At 52.8% G+C, this 16,737-nt stretch carries 16 protein-coding genes; 10 read left to right on the forward strand and 6 right to left on the reverse strand.

Annotation, left to right across the window (positions count from 1 at the left end):
• The first annotated feature begins 87 nt into the window (after positions 1-87).
• The 3 genes from ydiJ (at position 88) to ACN9MQ_RS09445 (ending at position 3,831) form a co-directional block, all read left to right on the forward strand.
• The gene (ydiJ, locus tag ACN9MQ_RS09435) at positions 88-3,144 is read left to right on the forward strand and encodes a D-2-hydroxyglutarate dehydrogenase YdiJ (protein ID WP_014169719.1); all 3,057 of its coding nucleotides are present in this window, start codon (positions 88-90) and stop codon (positions 3,142-3,144) included.
• A complete protein-coding gene (gene menI / locus ACN9MQ_RS09440) occupies positions 3,141-3,551 on the forward strand; it encodes a 1,4-dihydroxy-2-naphthoyl-CoA hydrolase (RefSeq protein WP_138013762.1) in 411 nt (136 codons plus the stop codon). The genes ydiJ and menI overlap by 4 nt, the downstream gene beginning before the upstream one ends.
• 85 nt (positions 3,552-3,636) lie before the next feature.
• Positions 3,637-3,831: a YdiH family protein gene (locus ACN9MQ_RS09445; RefSeq protein ID WP_003857766.1), complete on the forward strand. Its 195-nt coding sequence runs from the start codon at positions 3,637-3,639 to the stop codon at positions 3,829-3,831.
• A 56-nt stretch (positions 3,832-3,887) separates the two neighbouring features.
• Here ACN9MQ_RS09445 and ACN9MQ_RS09450 read toward each other — a convergent pair whose 3' ends face one another.
• A complete protein-coding gene (locus ACN9MQ_RS09450; protein WP_044858819.1) occupies positions 3,888-4,517 on the reverse strand; it encodes a winged helix-turn-helix transcriptional regulator in 630 nt (209 codons plus the stop codon).
• Between the two features lie 67 nt (positions 4,518-4,584).
• Complete coding sequence (locus tag ACN9MQ_RS09455; protein ID WP_025204381.1) at positions 4,585-5,244, reverse strand: winged helix-turn-helix transcriptional regulator; 660 nt, start codon at positions 5,242-5,244, stop codon at positions 4,585-4,587.
• 452 nt (positions 5,245-5,696) lie between these two features.
• Between ACN9MQ_RS09455 and ACN9MQ_RS09460 the strand changes: the two genes are divergently transcribed.
• The 6 genes from ACN9MQ_RS09460 to ACN9MQ_RS09485 are packed head-to-tail and all read left to right on the forward strand — an operon-like array spanning position 5,697 to position 11,718.
• Positions 5,697-6,227 carry a fimbrial protein gene (locus ACN9MQ_RS09460; protein ID WP_020884377.1) on the forward strand — a complete coding sequence of 177 codons (531 nt, stop codon included), beginning with the start codon at positions 5,697-5,699 and terminating at the stop codon, positions 6,225-6,227.
• 53 nt (positions 6,228-6,280) lie between these two features.
• A complete protein-coding gene (locus ACN9MQ_RS09465; RefSeq protein ID WP_426021437.1) occupies positions 6,281-6,958 on the forward strand; it encodes a fimbrial biogenesis chaperone in 678 nt (225 codons plus the stop codon).
• A gap of 44 nt (positions 6,959-7,002) precedes the next feature.
• On the forward strand, positions 7,003-9,528 hold the full coding sequence (locus tag ACN9MQ_RS09470; protein ID WP_426021438.1) for a fimbria/pilus outer membrane usher protein: 2,526 nt from the start codon (positions 7,003-7,005) through the stop codon (positions 9,526-9,528).
• Between the two features lie 2 nt (positions 9,529-9,530).
• Positions 9,531-10,478 (forward strand): fimbrial protein, encoded by a 948-nt coding sequence (locus ACN9MQ_RS09475; RefSeq protein WP_426021439.1) that lies wholly within the window; start codon positions 9,531-9,533, stop codon positions 10,476-10,478.
• An 8-nt stretch (positions 10,479-10,486) separates the two neighbouring features.
• Entirely contained in the window at positions 10,487-11,002 is a 516-nt protein-coding gene (locus ACN9MQ_RS09480; protein ID WP_014169728.1) for a fimbrial protein, read from the forward strand.
• A gap of 47 nt (positions 11,003-11,049) precedes the next feature.
• On the forward strand, positions 11,050-11,718 hold the full coding sequence (locus tag ACN9MQ_RS09485; protein ID WP_426021440.1) for a response regulator transcription factor: 669 nt from the start codon (positions 11,050-11,052) through the stop codon (positions 11,716-11,718).
• A gap of 95 nt (positions 11,719-11,813) precedes the next feature.
• On the opposite strand, the gene fdhF is transcribed toward ACN9MQ_RS09485, so the two are convergent.
• From fdhF to ycgZ, 4 genes are all read right to left on the reverse strand, one after another.
• Positions 11,814-13,964: a formate dehydrogenase subunit alpha gene (gene fdhF, locus ACN9MQ_RS09490; RefSeq protein WP_068794541.1), complete on the reverse strand. Its 2,151-nt coding sequence runs from the start codon at positions 13,962-13,964 to the stop codon at positions 11,814-11,816.
• A gap of 192 nt (positions 13,965-14,156) precedes the next feature.
• The gene (locus ACN9MQ_RS09495) at positions 14,157-14,435 is read right to left on the reverse strand and encodes a biofilm development regulator YmgB/AriR family protein (RefSeq protein WP_014169732.1); all 279 of its coding nucleotides are present in this window, start codon (positions 14,433-14,435) and stop codon (positions 14,157-14,159) included.
• A 29-nt stretch (positions 14,436-14,464) separates the two neighbouring features.
• Entirely contained in the window at positions 14,465-14,785 is a 321-nt protein-coding gene (locus ACN9MQ_RS09500) for a hypothetical protein (protein ID WP_426021441.1), read from the reverse strand.
• Between the two features lie 4 nt (positions 14,786-14,789).
• Positions 14,790-15,029 (reverse strand): regulatory protein YcgZ, encoded by a 240-nt coding sequence (gene ycgZ, locus ACN9MQ_RS09505; protein WP_020884368.1) that lies wholly within the window; start codon positions 15,027-15,029, stop codon positions 14,790-14,792.
• 341 nt (positions 15,030-15,370) lie between these two features.
• Between ycgZ and ACN9MQ_RS09510 the strand changes: the two genes are divergently transcribed.
• Positions 15,371-16,591 carry a diguanylate phosphodiesterase gene (locus ACN9MQ_RS09510; RefSeq protein ID WP_047744529.1) on the forward strand — a complete coding sequence of 407 codons (1,221 nt, stop codon included), beginning with the start codon at positions 15,371-15,373 and terminating at the stop codon, positions 16,589-16,591.
• Positions 16,592-16,737: the final 146 nt, after the last annotated feature.

The following is a 16,737-nucleotide window of genomic DNA, read 5'->3' on the forward strand; positions in this document are numbered from 1 at the left end:
ATTCTGCAGAGCGTATAAGAAAAAAATGTGATAAAACTTTTACGATACACGCAAACGATTTCACACCTCTAATTAGGGTCGACAGTAATGATCCCACAGATTTCTCAGGCACCTGGCGTCGTTCAGCTGGTGCTTAATTTTTTGCAGGCACTGGAGCAACAGGGTTTTACAGGGGATACCGCCACACATTATGCCGACAGGCTGACAATGGCGACCGACAACAGTATCTACCAGCTTCTTCCCGATGCAGTCGTGTTTCCCCGTTCAACGGCCGATGTGGCGCTTATTGCGCGACTGGCAACGCAGGAGCGATTTACCTCGCTGGTGTTCACGCCACGCGGCGGCGGCACCGGCACCAATGGTCAGGCGCTGAACCAGGGCATCATCATTGATATGTCGCGCTATATGAACCGCATCATTGAGATCAATCCCGAAGAAGGATGGGTGCGTGTCGAAGCGGGCGTCATCAAAGATCAGCTTAACCAGTACCTCAAGCCTTATGGTTACTTCTTTGCCCCCGAGCTCTCAACCAGCAACCGTGCGACAATCGGTGGGATGATTAACACCGATGCCTCCGGGCAGGGGTCGCTGGTCTACGGTAAAACCTCCGATCACGTTCTTGGCGTGCGTGCGGTGCTGCTGGGCGGCGATATCCTGGATACCCAGCCGATGCCGGTCGAACTGGCGGAAACGCTGGGTAAAGACAACACGGCCAACGGGCGGATTTACCGCACCGTGCTTGAGCGCTGTCGCGATAACCGCCAGCTGATCCTCGACAAATTCCCTAAACTGAACCGCTTCTTAACCGGCTACGATCTGCGTCATGTCTTTAACGATGACCTGACGCAGTTTGATTTAACCCGCGTGCTGACCGGCTCCGAAGGGACGCTGGCATTTATTACCGAGGCACGGCTGGACATTACGCCGCTGCCGAAAGTGCGTCGGCTGGTGAACGTCAAATACAACTCCTTCGATTCTGCCCTGCGAAATGCGCCCTTTATGGTTGACGCGCGGGCGCTGTCGGTGGAAACCGTCGACTCCAAAGTGCTTAATCTGGCTCGAGAAGACATCGTCTGGCACTCGGTGAGTGAGCTTATCACCGATGTACCTGATAAAGAGATGTTGGGTCTTAACATCGTTGAATTTGCCGGTGATGACGAAGCGCTGATTGAAAGCCAGGTCACCACGCTCTGTCAGCGGCTGGACGAACTGATTGCAGCAGGCGAAGGTGGGGTCATTGGCTGGCAGCTTTGCAGCGAACTCTCCGGCATTGAGCGTATTTACGCGATGCGTAAAAAAGCAGTGGGGCTGCTGGGCAACGCGAAGGGGGCTGCCAAACCGATTCCCTTTGCTGAAGACACCTGCGTCCCGCCTGAGCATCTGGCGGATTACATCGTTGAGTTCCGCGCCCTGCTGGACAGCCACGGTCTGAGCTACGGCATGTTCGGCCACGTGGATGCCGGGGTGCTGCACGTGCGTCCGGCGCTGGACATGTGCGATCCGCAGCAGGAGATCCTGATGAAACAGATCTCCGACGATGTGGTGGCGTTGACCGCGAAATATGGCGGCCTGCTCTGGGGAGAACACGGGAAAGGGTTCCGCGCGGAGTACAGCCCGGCGTTCTTCGGTGAAACGCTCTACGCTGAGCTGCGTAAGGTCAAAGCGGCATTCGATCCGGATAACCGTCTCAACCCGGGTAAAATTTGCCCGCCAGAGGGCGTCGATGCCCCAATGCTGCAGGTGGACGCCGTTAAGCGCGGCACCTATGACAGACAAATCCCGATTGCGGTGCGCGCCTCCTGGCGCGGTGCAATGGAGTGTAACGGTAACGGTCTGTGTTTCAACTTCGACGTGAAAAGCCCAATGTGCCCGTCGATGAAAATTACCAGTAACCGCATTCACTCGCCCAAAGGCCGCGCAACGCTGGTCCGCGAATGGCTGCGTCTGCTGGCCGACCGCGGGGTTGATCCGCTGAAGCTGGAACAGGAATTACCGGAAAAACGCGCCAGTCTGCGCTCGCTGATTGAACGTACCCGCAACAGCTGGCATGCGAACAAAGGCGAGTATGATTTCTCCCACGAGGTGAAGGAGGCCATGTCCGGCTGCCTGGCCTGTAAAGCCTGCTCAACCCAGTGTCCGATCAAGATTGATGTGCCGGAGTTTCGCTCACGCTTCCTGCAGCTTTACCATACCCGCTATCTGCGTCCAATGCGTGACCATCTGGTGGCGACGGTGGAGAGCTATGCCCCGCTGATGGCGCGTGCGCCGAAGACCTTTAACTTCTTCATCAATCAGCCGCTGGTGCGAAAGCTTTCCGAAAAACATATCGGGATGGTGGATCTGCCGCTGCTGTCAGTCCCTTCGCTACAGCGTCAGCTCGTGGGGCACCGCTCGGCGAATATGACGCTGGAGCAGCTTGAGGCGCTGACCCCTGAGCAGAAAGCCAATGTGGTGCTGGTGGTGCAGGATCCGTTTACCAGTTACTACGATGCCCAGGTGGTAGCCGATTTTATCCGTCTGGTAGAAAAACTGGGCTATCAGCCGGTGGTACTGCCGTTCTCACCAAACGGCAAAGCGCAGCACATTAAAGGTTTCCTTACCCGTTTTGCGAAAACGGCGCGGAAAACCGCTGACTTCCTCAACCGGGTGGCGCAGCTAGGGATGCCGATGGTCGGTGTCGATCCGGCGCTGGTGCTCTGCTACCGCGATGAGTATAAGCAGACGCTGGGGGAGCAACGCGGTGATTTCCACGTCATGCTGGTGCACGAGTGGCTGCCGGCGGCGCTGCAACAGGCGACCGTGAAGGATGTGAGCGGTGAATCGTGGTATCTGTTCGGCCACTGCACGGAAGTGACGGCACTGCCGGGCGCCCCGGCGCAGTGGGCTTCTATCTTTGCCCGCTTCGGGGCGAAGCTTGAGAGCGTCAACGTGGGCTGCTGCGGCATGGCAGGTACCTACGGGCACGAAGTGAAAAACCACGCGAACTCGCTCGGTATCTATGAGTTGTCGTGGCATCAGGCGATGCAGCGTTTGCCGAGGAACCGCTGTCTGGCCACGGGCTACTCCTGCCGAAGCCAGGTGAAACGGGTTGAAGGGAACGGGGTGCGTCACCCATTACAGGCCTTACTGGAGATAATTGGATGATCTGGAAACGAGCCGTGACGCTGCAGGCGCTGAATGCCATGGGCGAGGGGAATATGGTAGGGCTGCTGGACATTCAGTTCACGCGTATTGGCGAGGATGAACTGGAGGCCACGATGCCTGTCGATCATCGCACGCATCAGCCGTTTGGTTTATTGCACGGCGGCGCATCCGTCGTGCTGGCCGAAACCCTGGGGTCCGTGGCGGGTTATCTTTGCACCGAAGGGGAGCAAAAGGTCGTCGGGCTGGAGGTGAACGCGAACCATATTCGCTCGGTGCGAAGTGGACGGGTGCGTGGCGTTTGTCGCGGGCTACACGCCGGTAGCCGCCATCAGGTGTGGCAGATTGATATTCTTGACGAGCAGGATCGGCTCTGCTGCTCGTCGCGACTGACGACGGCGGTCGTGTAAAGTTTTCAGATGTTTTGCCTTTGGTCAAAAACTAGCCAGCCTCTTATGATATACTGGTCAGGTTTTGTACATAAGCGAGGACATCATGGATACTGAAATAACCCCAACACAGCTGGCAATTGAATATTTACGTCGTGATAAAAGCAACCTGTCTCCGGCGCAGTACCTGAAAAAGCTGAAACAGCTTGAACTGGAGTTCACAGATTTGCTGGCGCTCTCTTCAAATGAGCTTAAAGAAGAGATCTACTTTGCCTGGCGGTTGGGCGTTCACGTCCATTGATCATTGATCGTGACAGTAAAAAAGGCCGCGTCAGCGGTCTTTTTTGTATCTGACATTCAGTACCGGGCAGGCAGTTTATTGATTTTAACGAGCCTGCCATCTTCTATCTCAATGAACCCGCCTGTTTTTAAATCCGCCAGAATACGCATCACCCCGCTGCGCGACAGCTGGGTTTTTTCGCGAATATACCGCTCTGCGGTGATGGCGTTGCGATAACTCTCATCTTCATCCATCAGCTTTATCAATTGCTGGCGAATCATCTCATAGGCCGTGGGCGCGCCCTGAGGCATCACATTATTGTATAGCCGGTTATAAACAAACATCAGGTGCTTAGACAACAACCCCCATAACCCATTCTCTTTGATAACGGCTTCCACCTGAGCGGTGGTAAGCATACCCGTCAGGCAGGGGGTCACGGTTTTAAGATAATCATTGAAGTAGATGTCTGTCAGATTGGCGAGGCCAAAAAGCGCCGGGCTACGTGCGGTGGTGAGCATCATGTTGTCGCTTCTGCGGTAGATAGCAACGGTGCCTTCGAGGATCAAATAGCACACGCTCTGGCCATTCACCTGGAGATCCAGCTGTTCGCCGGGAGCGACATTGCGCGTGGTACAGTAGGGTTGCAGGAATGAAATCAGTTCTCGCGCGTAAGGAGAACCACGATGCATTTTTTCAGTAGAGGACATAACCTATAACCCGTAGCGATAACCCCCCTGATTATAGCGTTACTCCTTATCGTAAACACGAGGCCAATCAGTATTTACGTGGTAAATGACGGATTTCCAGCAGCACGCCACGCTCCATCGTGATGTACTTTCCGGTACGCAGTTCCGCGAGAATACGCATAATCCCACTGCGCGAAAGGTAGGTTCGACTCTTGATATACGCTGCCGCCGTGATGTTTTTCCGTACGGCATCTGGCTCCTGCATCAGTTCGACCAGCTGGAACCGGATAATGTCATAGGCTGACATCTGCGATATTTGCGCGCAGTGCTCGTATACCCGGGAGGCGGTATAGATGAGTAGCTTTGAAAAATGTTCCCATAAGTTTTTTTCCGCCACGATCTTATTAAAATTATCCAGAGAGACATGCGCTATTTCTGAGGTTTCAAGCGCTCTGACGTACAGATGTTCAGAGGAGAACTGGCTGCTGACACCCAGAATAAAAGGTGAGGACTCTGAGTTTAAAACAATACCATCGCCACGACGATGCAGCGCAACGCTGCCGTGTAACAGCAAAAAACAGAGGCGAACATCATTATTGTGATACTGAATAATTTCGCCTTTCGCGAGAATATGCCTTTCCGTAAAAGGCAGCACAGTACTGATTAACTTATCAATATGGGCATACGGCTTTAAATCCAGTACGGTAGATTTTACATCGGTGAGGACCGCTGTCATTCGCGTGTTCATAAGGTGCTCCACTGCTTTCATTGCGATCATGGGTGACCGGCGTAGAGAATTATCTTAAAAAACAGCGACTACGGGAATATGCAGCACAGGTCTAAAAGTAGACTTTCAATATTATCCTGACTAACATTTTGAATTTAATGATCTTAACACTCCGGTCTATTAATAGACTGCCTGTTATATGCATAAGGCATTCCTTATTTACAATGTTTTATTTTTGTTAATTACGGGTCTACGGAAAGACTCCGAAAATGATTGTCGACGTCAAAGGAGTTGTATAAATTTTATTTCATCGACAGCAAGTTATATGCGTCTTCAGACGTTTAATGAAATAAGGTTATTTCATTTTTTTTCGCTGCTGTCTGTAAAAGGCAAAACATTAAGCGGGTGAAAAAACCGACGCGTCTTTTTGTCTGAATGTTAATAATAAATAAAGTGATACAGGATATAGCATGATGAAAAAAACACTTCTTCTGGCAACGATCGCAGCAGGTTCCGTACTGACAATGGCCAATGCGTTTGCCGCTGCAGGTACCGTTAATTTTAACGGAAATATTCTGGATTCTGCCTGTGATGTTGATGTGGCATCGCAGAACCAGGTGGTTGTACTTGGGGATTATTATAAAACAGAGTTTACCGCGACGGGGGCGAGAACCGCGGCAACGAAATTCGATATTATTTTGAAAAATTGTCCGGTCTCGGTCACGAACGCCAAAGTGCGCTTTGACGGTACTCCGGATGCGTCTAATAGTAATCTTCTGGCGATTGACACCTCCGTGGCGGGTGCCGCAACGGGCGTGGCGATCAACCTGATGACCGCGGATAAAGCCGACCTGCCTTTGCATGGCAGCAATGGTTACACCTACATGCTCAGCAGCTCCGCAGACAATACGCTCAATTTCTATGCCCAGTATATTTCGACCACGGCCAGCGTCACGGCGGGCCCGGCGAATTCTGTCGCCAACTTCTCGGTGGTTTATAACTAGCTCTTTGCCTGAACGTCGGGGCCGCCCCGGCCCCCAATTTTATGAGGAACAGAATGTATTTTTTCAGAACCCCTTTACTGACAACAGCGTTGTTATCTCTGATGCTGTCAACGGCTCATGCCGGCGTCATTATTGGTGGTACGCGCATTATTTTTGATGGCGCTAAAAAGGAAACGTCACTCAGTGTGAATAACCCTGATGGTACGCCGTATTTAATTCAGTCATGGATCGACGTGCAGGAAGGGGCGTCAGGCAAGGTGCCTTTTATTATTACGCCGCCTTTGTATCGTCTGGATGGCGGGCAAAAAAACGTTGAGCGCATCGTGATGACGGGGGCACTGCCTCAGGATCGGGAAAGGTTATTCTGGCTGAATATTAAAGCGATTCCGTCTGCCTCAACGCAGATGAACGCATTACAAATTGCGGTTAAAACGCGTATCAAACTGATTTATCGGCCCGCTGAGCTGCACGCGTCCACGCCTGACGAACAGGCCAGTCAATTACGCTGGCGCAGAACCGGGAATGAACTTCAGGTTAATAACCCGACCGCGTATGTCATCAATTTTAATGAAATCACCTTTGGGGGGAAAAAAATCGATGACGTGTCGTATGTCTTACCCGGTGGCTCAGTCCGTTTCACGTTACCGCAGGGGGCCAGCGGCAGTGTACTGACGTTTAAAGTGATTAATGACTTCGGCAGCCCTGGGGGCCCGCATCAGGCAACCTTATAACCGGTGAAACGCGGGCATTGCCTGTCATAAATGAGTTAAAAGCGATGGCAATACACTATTTTCGGGCTCGACCTGCACCCCTGGCGACAGTGATCGGATTAATACTTGCAGGTTCATCGCAGGCGCTTTTTGCCGGTGAGACATTTAATGCCGAACTGGTTGAACTTGATAATCCAGGAAGAGGGAGAACGGATTTATCGGCATTTGAATCCGGATCGCAGGCACCCGGCACCTATCACGTCGATATTGTTCTTGATGACCAGCTAATGGCGACCCGCGATATCACCTTTACTGCAGTAAAAGACGAAAAAGGCAATGACGTCCTCCGGCCGTGCCTGAGTCTTGACCAGTTAAAACAGTGGGGCGTGAGAACCACGCTTTTCCCGCAGCTGGCGGCGAACAACGGTGAATGCGCAAACCTTCAGGCGATCCCGCAGGCCAGTAGCGATTTTCAGTTTGGCGCACAGCGGCTGGTGATCAGCATTCCTCAGGCCGCCATCGACCTGCCAGCCAGGGACGCGGTCCCGCCAGAGATGTGGGATGAGGGGATTAATGCCGCCATGCTTAATTACAGTCTGAGCGGCGCAAACGCGTGGGCGAAGAACACTCGCGGCAGCCAGAATGATAGCCAGTACGCCAACCTGCGCCCCGGGGTCAATATCGGGCCGTGGCGCTTACGTAATTACACCACCTGGTCACGGGATTCCACCGGTGAGGATCGGTGGGACAACGTGTATACCTATGCGCAGCGCGCCGTCATTCCGCTGAAAGCACAGCTGATTATCGGGGACAGTACCGCACCGGCGGATGTTTTCGACAGTATGCCATTTCGCGGCGGTCAGCTGGCCTCGGATGATGACATGCTGCCGGACTCTCTTAAAGGCTATGCGCCCGTGGTCCGCGGCATCGCGCGAACCAATGCGCAGGTGGTGGTCCGCCAGAATGGTTATCAAATTTATCAGAGCTACGTGGCGCCAGGCGCGTTTGAAATCTCGGACATGTATCCCACCGGCGGCGCAGGCGATCTGGATGTGACCATCAAAGAGGCTGACGGGAGTGAGCAGCATTTCACGCTGCCTTATGCCTCGCTGCCGGTCCTGCAGCGGGAAGGACGACTGAAGTATGCGGTGACGGCCGGGCAGTATCGCGCCTACAACAGCCGCGTGGAGAAAACGTCTTTTGGTCAAATCACCGGTATTTATGGGATTCAGCACGGCATCACCCTTTACGGTGGGATGCAGGGGTCTGATAAATACCGTTCAGTGGCGTTTGGCATCGGTAAAAACATGGGGGATATCGGCGCGATCTCTGCCGACGTGACCCAGGCCTGGTCAACGCCGAATAACACCGACAAAACATCCGGTCAGTCCTTGCGCGCGCGTTACAGCAAAAATATGGCGAAGACCGGGACAAACTTTTCAATTGCGGGATACCGATATTCAACCCGTGGCTATTACGGGATGCAGGACGTGCTGGATTCCTACGGCGACAGCAGTGCCCTGCAGGACCGGCGGCGTAACCGTGCTGAACTGACCATGAGCCAGGCGCTGGGCGGCGCGCTGGGTTCACTGACACTCAGCGCCGCACGCGAAGATTACTGGAATTCTGGTCAGGCGATGGCCTCCTGGAGCGTGGGCTACAACAATGACTGGAACAACGTCAGTTACGGTTTGACCTGGACCTACAGCAAGAATGGACGCGGGAGCGCACAAAACGCGGACCACGATCGGTTGCTGGCCTTTAACGTCAGCGTACCGTTGGACAAATTCTTGCCGCGTACCTGGGCTAACTATGGCATGAACGCCAGTAAGCACAACGGCACGACGCACGTGGTCGGGCTGAACGGCGTGTCTCTGGAAAACAGTGCCCTGAACTGGAACGTGCAGCAAGGTTATGGCACACAGGGCACGGGAAATACCGGCAACCTGAACGGCGACTATAAAGGCACCTATGGCGAAATTGTCGCGGGCTACAGCTACGACAAACACAGCGAGCGCCTGAATTACGGGTTGCAGGGGGGCGTCATTGCTCACCGTGACGGCATCACGCTTTCGCAGCCGCTCGGTGAAACCAATATCCTGGTGAAAGCGCCGGGTGCACACGGTGTCGATATTCGCAATCAACCCGGGGTTCGTACGGATTACCGCGGGTATACGGTGGTTAATAATCTGTCGGTATACCGAAAAAACGACATCACTCTTGAGCCGGAAACTATGCCGGATGACGTGGAACTTGAGATTAATACACGCACCGTAACACCGACCCGCGGGGCGATAGTGGAAGCCGATTATGTGTCTAAAATCGGGCGCCGGGTGCTAATGACCCTGTCCGACGGGCAGTATGCCGTTCCGTTTGGTGCGGTCGTCACGCTCAAAGGCGACAGCAACAGCAGCTTTATTGTGGGCGACCGTGGTCAGGTCTATTTAACGGGACTGCCCGGACAGGGCGAAATCGTGGCAACCTGGGGAAATCAAGCCGGTCAGCAGTGCCGCGCGCAGTTTAGCCTGCCTGCACAACCCACCTACGGCGGAATAACCGACATTAACGCGCTTTGCCGCCAGGAAGGTTAAAAATGAAATTTGCTTTATCTCTGATCCTGCTCTGTTTACTGAGCGGGTGGAATAGCGCCCGTGCCGGCACCTGTACAACCATCACGCCGCAAATATCGACGATATCTGTGGGCGCGATTAACGTGCAGCGCGATGCCCCCGTGGGCACCATTATTTTTTCTCGCGCCGCCTCATCAACGGGAACCTATTTAACGGGATGTTCTAACCCGCTGATGCTGGGATTCAGTATGCGATATAACAATGGGAACCTGAGCAGCTACGGTAACCATGTTTATGCCACCAATGTCAGCGGTATTGGTATTCGCTTTTCCTCGGGGAATTATTTTGAAAACCCGGCTTATACGTTTTCGTATAACGCGGTGACGTCGTATGTGGATTGGTTTGGTGGAAAAGTTGAGCTGGTGGTGACCGGCCCGGTAACGTCGGGCGCTTTAACGCCGGGGGTTATCGGAACCGTGGCGCTTCAGGGAAGTGACGGTGTTTATCGTGACGGTCTGACGGTCCAGTTAACTGACGGCACAATTAATGCGCTGGCATGCACGATAACGACGGCGCAGTTGACGTTCCCGATAGGCGATATTCCGGCCTCATCGTTTGGCTCCGTTATTGGAACCACGCCATCCGGCGCCCAAAATACGCAAAATCTGGGGTTAACCTGCAGTGCCGGCACCAATATCAGTGTGTCACTCAGCGGTATGCAAAATCCGGACAGCGCCAATACCAGCGTCATGGCATTAACCGGTCAGGGGAATGCCGGTACGGCAAAAGGGGTAGGGGTTCAGCTACTTTATAACGGTTCTCCTTTGGTAATGAACGGTCGCCTGTTATTAAAACAGTCTGCGGGAGGACAGGAGACGCTCCCGTTAACCGCGCGCTATTACCAGACGTTAACCACCGTGGAATCAGGCTCGGCAAATGCGTCAGCCACGCTCACGATAACCTATCAATAACCGGTGAGATGATGAAAATAATTCCCGCGGCGTTGCTTGTGTCGGGTTTACTGTGCGGCAAAGCGCTATGTGCAGACAGCGTAAATATCGGGGTCACCGGAAATATCGTGGCCTCACCCTGCCTGTTTAATAACGGCAATACGAATCTCGATATTAATCTGGGCAATATCCAGGCGAGTAATATGGTGACGCCAGGATCATCCTCAGACCCGGTTACGTTTGATCTGTTATTTACCCAATGTCCGGTGGGGACGCGTAGCGTCACCGCTACCTTTACGGGTACACCTGACCCTGTTGCCGGCGCCGACTATTACATTAATCGCGGTACGGCCACCCACGTGGCGATAGCAATGCGCGAGGCCGGAAGTGGCATACTGAAAGGGAACGGCTCCAGCATGACGGAATATGTCGCCTCAGACCGGACGGCGAAGATGGCGATGCAGGCTGCGGTTATATCCACCGGAGGCAGGGCGACGCCCGGCACCCTCAGCGCAGTGGTGGTCATTACGCTGCAATACAATTAAGTCGCGCGGGATTTCACGCGCATTTTTGCTTCCCGTCGGTGTGGTCTATGTTGAATATTTTAATTAGCGAGACGGATTCGTTATTTCAGTCTGGCCTGCAGTATTTTTTTATGGATTTCTTTTGGCGTAATTTTAATGACTGTATTCACTTTGATTATGAAATGACGCCGCATAACGTCAGCACGGCGGATATTATTGTCCTCTCTTTATGCCAGGGAGAAACCCTGACCTGTTTTCCGGAATTACAGTCACGGCAAAAAGGCATTGTGATCGGCTGGGTTGACGATGAGCAACGGTCTACGGCGTCGCAATCCTGTTATCAGGATATTATTTTCATCTCCCGCAGGGCCTCTCTTGACATGATTGGCGAGACGGTAGGGTGCGCGTGGCGTAAAACGCAGTTGAAGGGGCATGTGATGCAGAAAACGTCCTGTTTCGATTGCGAGCATAAAATATTATCACCGCAGCAAATACGCATCGTCATGAACCTGTATAAAGGCTTATCCGTTATGCAGACGGCAGACGCGTTACAGATCAGCTATAAGACCGTTTTTGCGCACAAATACATGATCATGCAAAAATTTAACCTGCGAAGTGATTATGAGCTTATCGCGCTGCTCAACAGGATGGTGAAGAAAAACGGCACCCCCAATATTTTTCGTGATTCTGTGAGACAGGGTTTACAGGACCGCCCCTGTTTTGAGGCGTTTATATAAAGAACAAAAAATCTATGACTACTGATATTTAGCGATGTTACATATGATTATAAGCAAACGTATAAAGAGGCTCGCCGTGGCGAGCCTCTTTTTCCTCAGACGTTCACCGCCGTGATTAACCGCGTCTTCATGGTCTGATAAGACGACGCCGCAAAGTCTTCCGCCCAGCGTTGATCTTCAATTGCCTCAAGCTTAACCGCACAATACTTGGTTTCTGGCGTTTTGGAGACCGGGTCAAGGTTATCCTGCGTCAGTTCGTTACAGGCACCAATCCACCACTGGTAAGTCATATAAACCGCACCGGCGTTGATGCGCTCGCTGATGCTGGCACGGGTAATGACTTTGCCCCGACGGGAATGCACCCACACCAGCTGTCCGTCTTTAATGCCCAGGTTGTCCGCATCAAGGGGGTTCATTTGTACACGGCCTGGTTCGTCGGCAAGGCTTTGCAGCGCGGCGCAATTGCCGGTCATTGAACGGCAGGAGTAGTGGCCGACCTCACGCACGGTGCAGAGCACCAGCGGATACGTTTCGTCCGGTATCTCGGCTGGCGCGCGCCAGGCTGCCGCAAAAAGCTGGCCTTTGCCGCTCGGCGTATCGAACTGGTTATCTTTATAGAGATACGGCGTCCCCGGGTGATCGAGCGTTGGACACGGCCATTGCACATGGCCCATTTCACCCATTTTTTCGTATGTCACGCCATAGAACAGCGGACAGAGCTCGCGCATCTCGTCCCAGATCTGCTGGTTGGATGCGTAATGCATCGGGTAGCCCATTTCGGTAGCAAGCAGGCTGATGATCTCCCAGTCACGTTTCACGTTGCCGCTGGCCTCAATGGCTTTACCGAAACGCTGGAAACCGCGGTCGGCACAGGTAAAGACGCCACCGTGTTCTCCCCACGATGTGGCAGGTAACAGAACATCCGCCACTTCCGCCGTTTTCGTCATAAAGATGTCCTGAACCACCACGAAATCGAGTGCTTCAAAACCGCGGCGCACCAGCCCCAGATCGGCTTCAGTCTGCAGCGGATCCTCGCCCATGATGTAATAGGCTTTTACCTTACCTTCCAGCGCAAGGTGAGGGACTTCGGTGATACGCGTTCCAACCTCTTTGTCCATAATCCCGACATCGATTCCCCAGGCAGTGGCGAATTTCTGCCGGACCGCCGGGTCCGTAACGTCCTGATACCCCGGGAACATATTGGGCAGAACGCCCATATCACACGCGCCCTGAACGTTGTTTTGACCACGTACTGGCCCAACGCCGACGGCAGGTCGACCAAGGTTTCCGGTCAGCAGCGCCAGGCTGGAGAGACCTTTGACCACGTCTACAGCCTGACCAAACTGCGTTACGCCCATGCCCCACATGACGGTGGCGGAAGGCGCAGCCGCGAACGTCCGCATCGCCTGACGCACATCCCGGGCTGGAATGCCGGTGAGATGTTCGACGTTTTCGGGCGCGTAGTCTTTAACCGTTTCCCGATAAGCGTCAAGCCCTTCGGTAAAGCGCGCGACGTAGTTTTTGTCGTACAGCTCCTCTTCCAGAAGGACATAGCCAAACGCATTGACCAGCGCCATGTTACTGCCGTTTTTCAGCTGCAGGTGCTGGTCGGCAATGCGTGCGGTTTCAATGCGACGGGGATCGCAGACGATGATTTTCGCGCCATTTTCGCGGGCTTTTAAGACCCGACGGGCGACGATGGGGTGTGAATCGGCGCAGTTATAGCCAAACACCAGCAGGCATTTTGAGTTTTCAATATCGTTAATGGAATTGCTCATTGCACCGTTGCCGAGGGTTTCCTGTAACCCGGCAACAGAAGGGCCGTGACAGACGCGCGCGCAGCAGTCCACGTTGTTGGTATTCAGCACCGCACGGGCAAATTTTTGCATCACATAGTTCGTTTCATTCCCTGTTCCCCGGGAGGAACCGGTGGTCATGATGGACCGCGGGCCATACTGCTCTTTTATGCTCCTGAGTTTATGGGCGGTATAGCGGATCGCCTCTTCCCAGGTGACGGGGGTAAAAGCCTCTCCCTTGTGGTAGCGGATCATGGGCTGAGTCAGACGGGGGGTAAGCAGACGCGTATCGTTCAGGAAGTCCCAGCCATAAAAGCCTTTCAGGCACAGGGTGCCCTGGTTTGTTACGCCTTCGGCCGCTTCGGCACGGAGGATACGGTTATTTTCGACGACAAGGTTTAATTTGCAGCCTGCACCACAGTAGGGGCAGACGCTGGCGATTTTTTTCATCAATAACAGACCTGTTAAGAAATGAAGCAAAGTTGACTGGGTAGCCCAGTCCCGTAAACGGGAGTAAGCAGGAACCATGCCACATTTACTTTGTAGGTTTTACAGGGTGTTATACGAGGAGGGAACGTGTCATCGTCAGCCCGATCGTCAGTTTTGACGATGACACGTTAGTATTCACAGAGGGGAGGGTTTTTAGAGATCGTCCATGGTGTGACCCACAACGATTTCCAGGGTCTTACGAATAACATCTGCCTGCACAACGTCGTTTGTGGATTCCAGCGTCTGGATCAGCCACAAAATGATCGCTTTGTTGGACAGGTGTCCTTCAGAAGCCAGAACACAGCGTACTGCAGTAGAAAAAACAGCGGACTCTTCAGCAAAACGATCGCCTGCGTGACGGAAATATTCCGACAGCGCGCTTTCTAAAAAAGCGGAATGGTATTCGGGTTGAAGCTGAATATTTTGTCTCATTTGTTCTCACCGTAGCTGTAAAATTGCAGTCAATGTATTTTCCTGGGATCGGACGGTTTTCCATTTCCAAATAACGGCACTACATTGTCTCTTTTAACGTTGAGAGATCCCTCTCTATCCGTTCGTCCTTGCGCGGTTCTGCGACGTTTCAGGGCGATGTTGTTTGAACCGATGTCGGCAATCACCATCGCAAGTGTCTCCCGCCGCTGGGGATCCTTTTCATGTGCTTTCATATCCCGCAGACGCTGAACCAGAGCTTCGGTTGTGACGGGGCCTCGCTCTTTCAAAAGAGAAAGAACGGCTTCACCGATAAGCTGGTCAGTCAGTCGGTCTGCATCACTGCTGTTCATAACATTACCGTTCGAAAAGCAGACCAAGCAGCATGTGGTAATGCTGTTCCTCTTCAGGCCCATCGGCCTTTTCGAGGCGGCTTAAGAGTTTGGTACAGAGCGATTTGCGATTCAGATTTCGCCCGTCGCTAAGAATCTCAACCACGACCTGACCGAGCGTCTCCTGTTGGGTAGGAAGCGCGGCCTTCTCGAAGTAGTGCGCGATCGCTGCTGCTGAATCTGCGACATAGTCCTTCTGCTGCATGTTTCGCTCCTGTAAAAAAATGTAATCACTAACGTTACATTTAAGGTATACACAATTTCCAAATCTGTACATAGGAAATGTACAATTTTTTAAAATAATTGTGATATATTTTATAAATTCTATGTTTATCAGTCGGTTGAGTCATAAAAATGAAGCATTTCCGTTACAGAATATATTGTACAATACGCACGGTGATGGATAAGTTGTACAATGCGGGAAACGGATGCATTAGGTGCCGTAAATGGTTGAGATGTAAATTATTTGTCACGTAATTAATATGCTATAACAGATGTTTACCAACGTGTTTTTGTGGCCAACCCCTAACCCCCTTCAGGATAAGCATGCTTACAACCATCATATACCGCAGTCATATCTGCGAGGACGTTCCAGTGAAAGCGCTGGAAAACATGGTAGCTGCTGCAAATAGTAAAAACCGGCAATCCAATGTCACGGGGATCTTGCTGTTTAACGGCACGCATTTTTTTCAGTTGCTCGAAGGCCCAGCGGAAAACGTTTCATCCATTTACGAGCAGATTTGCCAGGACACGCGCCACCATAACGTGGTGGAGCTGATGCGCGATCACGGCCCCTCCCGACGCTTCGGCAAGGTTGGCATGGAGCTTTTTGACTTGCGTCAGTTCGACAGGGAAGAGGTGCTTCAGCAGGTTCTCGACAAAGGCACCAGCAGGTATCAGCTGACATATAGCGATCGCGCCCTGCAGTTTTTCCGCACCTTCGTGGAGGCCACGGAGAAAGCCAACTATTTTGAACTGCCGCCTGCAGATGCCTGGGATTTTATCCCGGAAGAGACGCCTTTATCGGCGCAACCGGAGGTGGTGGCTAAAGGTGCGGATTGCAGCTTTGCGTTCCAGCCTATCGTGGATCCGTTTATGCAGCAGGTCGTCTCCTGGGAGGCCTTGATCCGCACGCCCACCGGTGAATCGCCTGGGGCCTATTTTGCCCAAATTCCTCGTGAAGAGGTGTACGCCTCTGATTTGAAAAGCAAGCAGGTCGCGCTCTCCATGGCGAGCGCACTGGGATTACAGGATCAGACATTATCCATTAACCTGCTGCCCATGACGCTGGTCAACGTGCCTGGCGCCGTGGATTTCCTGCTGACGGCCATTGACGCGAATGGCTTTGTGCCGGAGCAGGTTGTGGTGGAATTCACCGAGAGCGAAGCGATTTCCCGTTTTGAAGAGTTTACCCATTCGGTCAGGCAGCTAAAAAGTGCCGGTATCAGCGTAACCATCGATCACTTTGGTGCCGGTTTTGCCGGTCTGCAGTTACTGGCGCAATTCCAGCCTGACAGAATTAAGATTAACCGCGATCTGGTCGCGAATGTGCACAAAAGCGGCCCGCGGCAGGCCATCATTCAGGCGATTATCACCTGCTGTTCCTCGCTGGAGATCCAGTTCTGTGCCGTTGGCGTTGAGAAGCCTGAAGAGTGGATGTGGCTGGAGTCTGCAGGCATTTCCCAGTTCCAGGGGCATCTGTTTGCCAGCCCGCGTCACGGGGGAATTCCGGCGATCGCGTGGCCAGAGAAGAAGTTTGAATTTTGAGAAAGCTGTACATAAACCTGCAAGCTTGACTGTACGCGCGGCAAAATTTGTACAACAATACATTAACGGGTGAAGGAACTTGTATACCCTTCACCCGCTCAAAAAGAGGCCTTAGTTATACAAATGGTTTGTACAATCTGATAAGG

The organism is Enterobacter sp. R-25 (assembly GCF_049913205.1).
Lineage (GTDB): Bacteria > Pseudomonadota > Gammaproteobacteria > Enterobacterales > Enterobacteriaceae > Enterobacter > Enterobacter ludwigii.

What these genes read in the sequence shown, in the direction of transcription:
- ACN9MQ_RS09475 (WP_426021439.1), top strand. Translation starts at nt 9,531, where the DNA reads ATGAAATTTGCTTTATCTCTGATCCTGCTCTGTTTACTGAGCGGGTGG.
- ACN9MQ_RS09495 (WP_014169732.1), bottom strand. Translation starts at nt 14,435, where the DNA reads ATGAGACAAAATATTCAGCTTCAACCCGAATACCATTCCGCTTTTTTA.
- ACN9MQ_RS09460 (WP_020884377.1), top strand. Translation starts at nt 5,697, where the DNA reads ATGAAAAAAACACTTCTTCTGGCAACGATCGCAGCAGGTTCCGTACTG.
- ycgZ (WP_020884368.1), bottom strand. Translation starts at nt 15,029, where the DNA reads ATGCAGCAGAAGGACTATGTCGCAGATTCAGCAGCAGCGATCGCGCAC.
- ACN9MQ_RS09480 (WP_014169728.1), top strand. Translation starts at nt 10,487, where the DNA reads ATGATGAAAATAATTCCCGCGGCGTTGCTTGTGTCGGGTTTACTGTGC.
- ACN9MQ_RS09455 (WP_025204381.1), bottom strand. Translation starts at nt 5,244, where the DNA reads ATGAACACGCGAATGACAGCGGTCCTCACCGATGTAAAATCTACCGTA.
- menI (WP_138013762.1), top strand. Translation starts at nt 3,141, where the DNA reads ATGATCTGGAAACGAGCCGTGACGCTGCAGGCGCTGAATGCCATGGGC.
- fdhF (WP_068794541.1), bottom strand. Translation starts at nt 13,964, where the DNA reads ATGAAAAAAATCGCCAGCGTCTGCCCCTACTGTGGTGCAGGCTGCAAA.
- ACN9MQ_RS09445 (WP_003857766.1), top strand. Translation starts at nt 3,637, where the DNA reads ATGGATACTGAAATAACCCCAACACAGCTGGCAATTGAATATTTACGT.
- ACN9MQ_RS09500 (WP_426021441.1), bottom strand. Translation starts at nt 14,785, where the DNA reads ATGAACAGCAGTGATGCAGACCGACTGACTGACCAGCTTATCGGTGAA.
- ACN9MQ_RS09465 (WP_426021437.1), top strand. Translation starts at nt 6,281, where the DNA reads ATGTATTTTTTCAGAACCCCTTTACTGACAACAGCGTTGTTATCTCTG.
- ACN9MQ_RS09485 (WP_426021440.1), top strand. Translation starts at nt 11,050, where the DNA reads ATGTTGAATATTTTAATTAGCGAGACGGATTCGTTATTTCAGTCTGGC.
- ACN9MQ_RS09450 (WP_044858819.1), bottom strand. Translation starts at nt 4,517, where the DNA reads ATGTCCTCTACTGAAAAAATGCATCGTGGTTCTCCTTACGCGCGAGAA.
- ACN9MQ_RS09510 (WP_047744529.1), top strand. Translation starts at nt 15,371, where the DNA reads ATGCTTACAACCATCATATACCGCAGTCATATCTGCGAGGACGTTCCA.
- ydiJ (WP_014169719.1), top strand. Translation starts at nt 88, where the DNA reads ATGATCCCACAGATTTCTCAGGCACCTGGCGTCGTTCAGCTGGTGCTT.
- ACN9MQ_RS09470 (WP_426021438.1), top strand. Translation starts at nt 7,003, where the DNA reads ATGGCAATACACTATTTTCGGGCTCGACCTGCACCCCTGGCGACAGTG.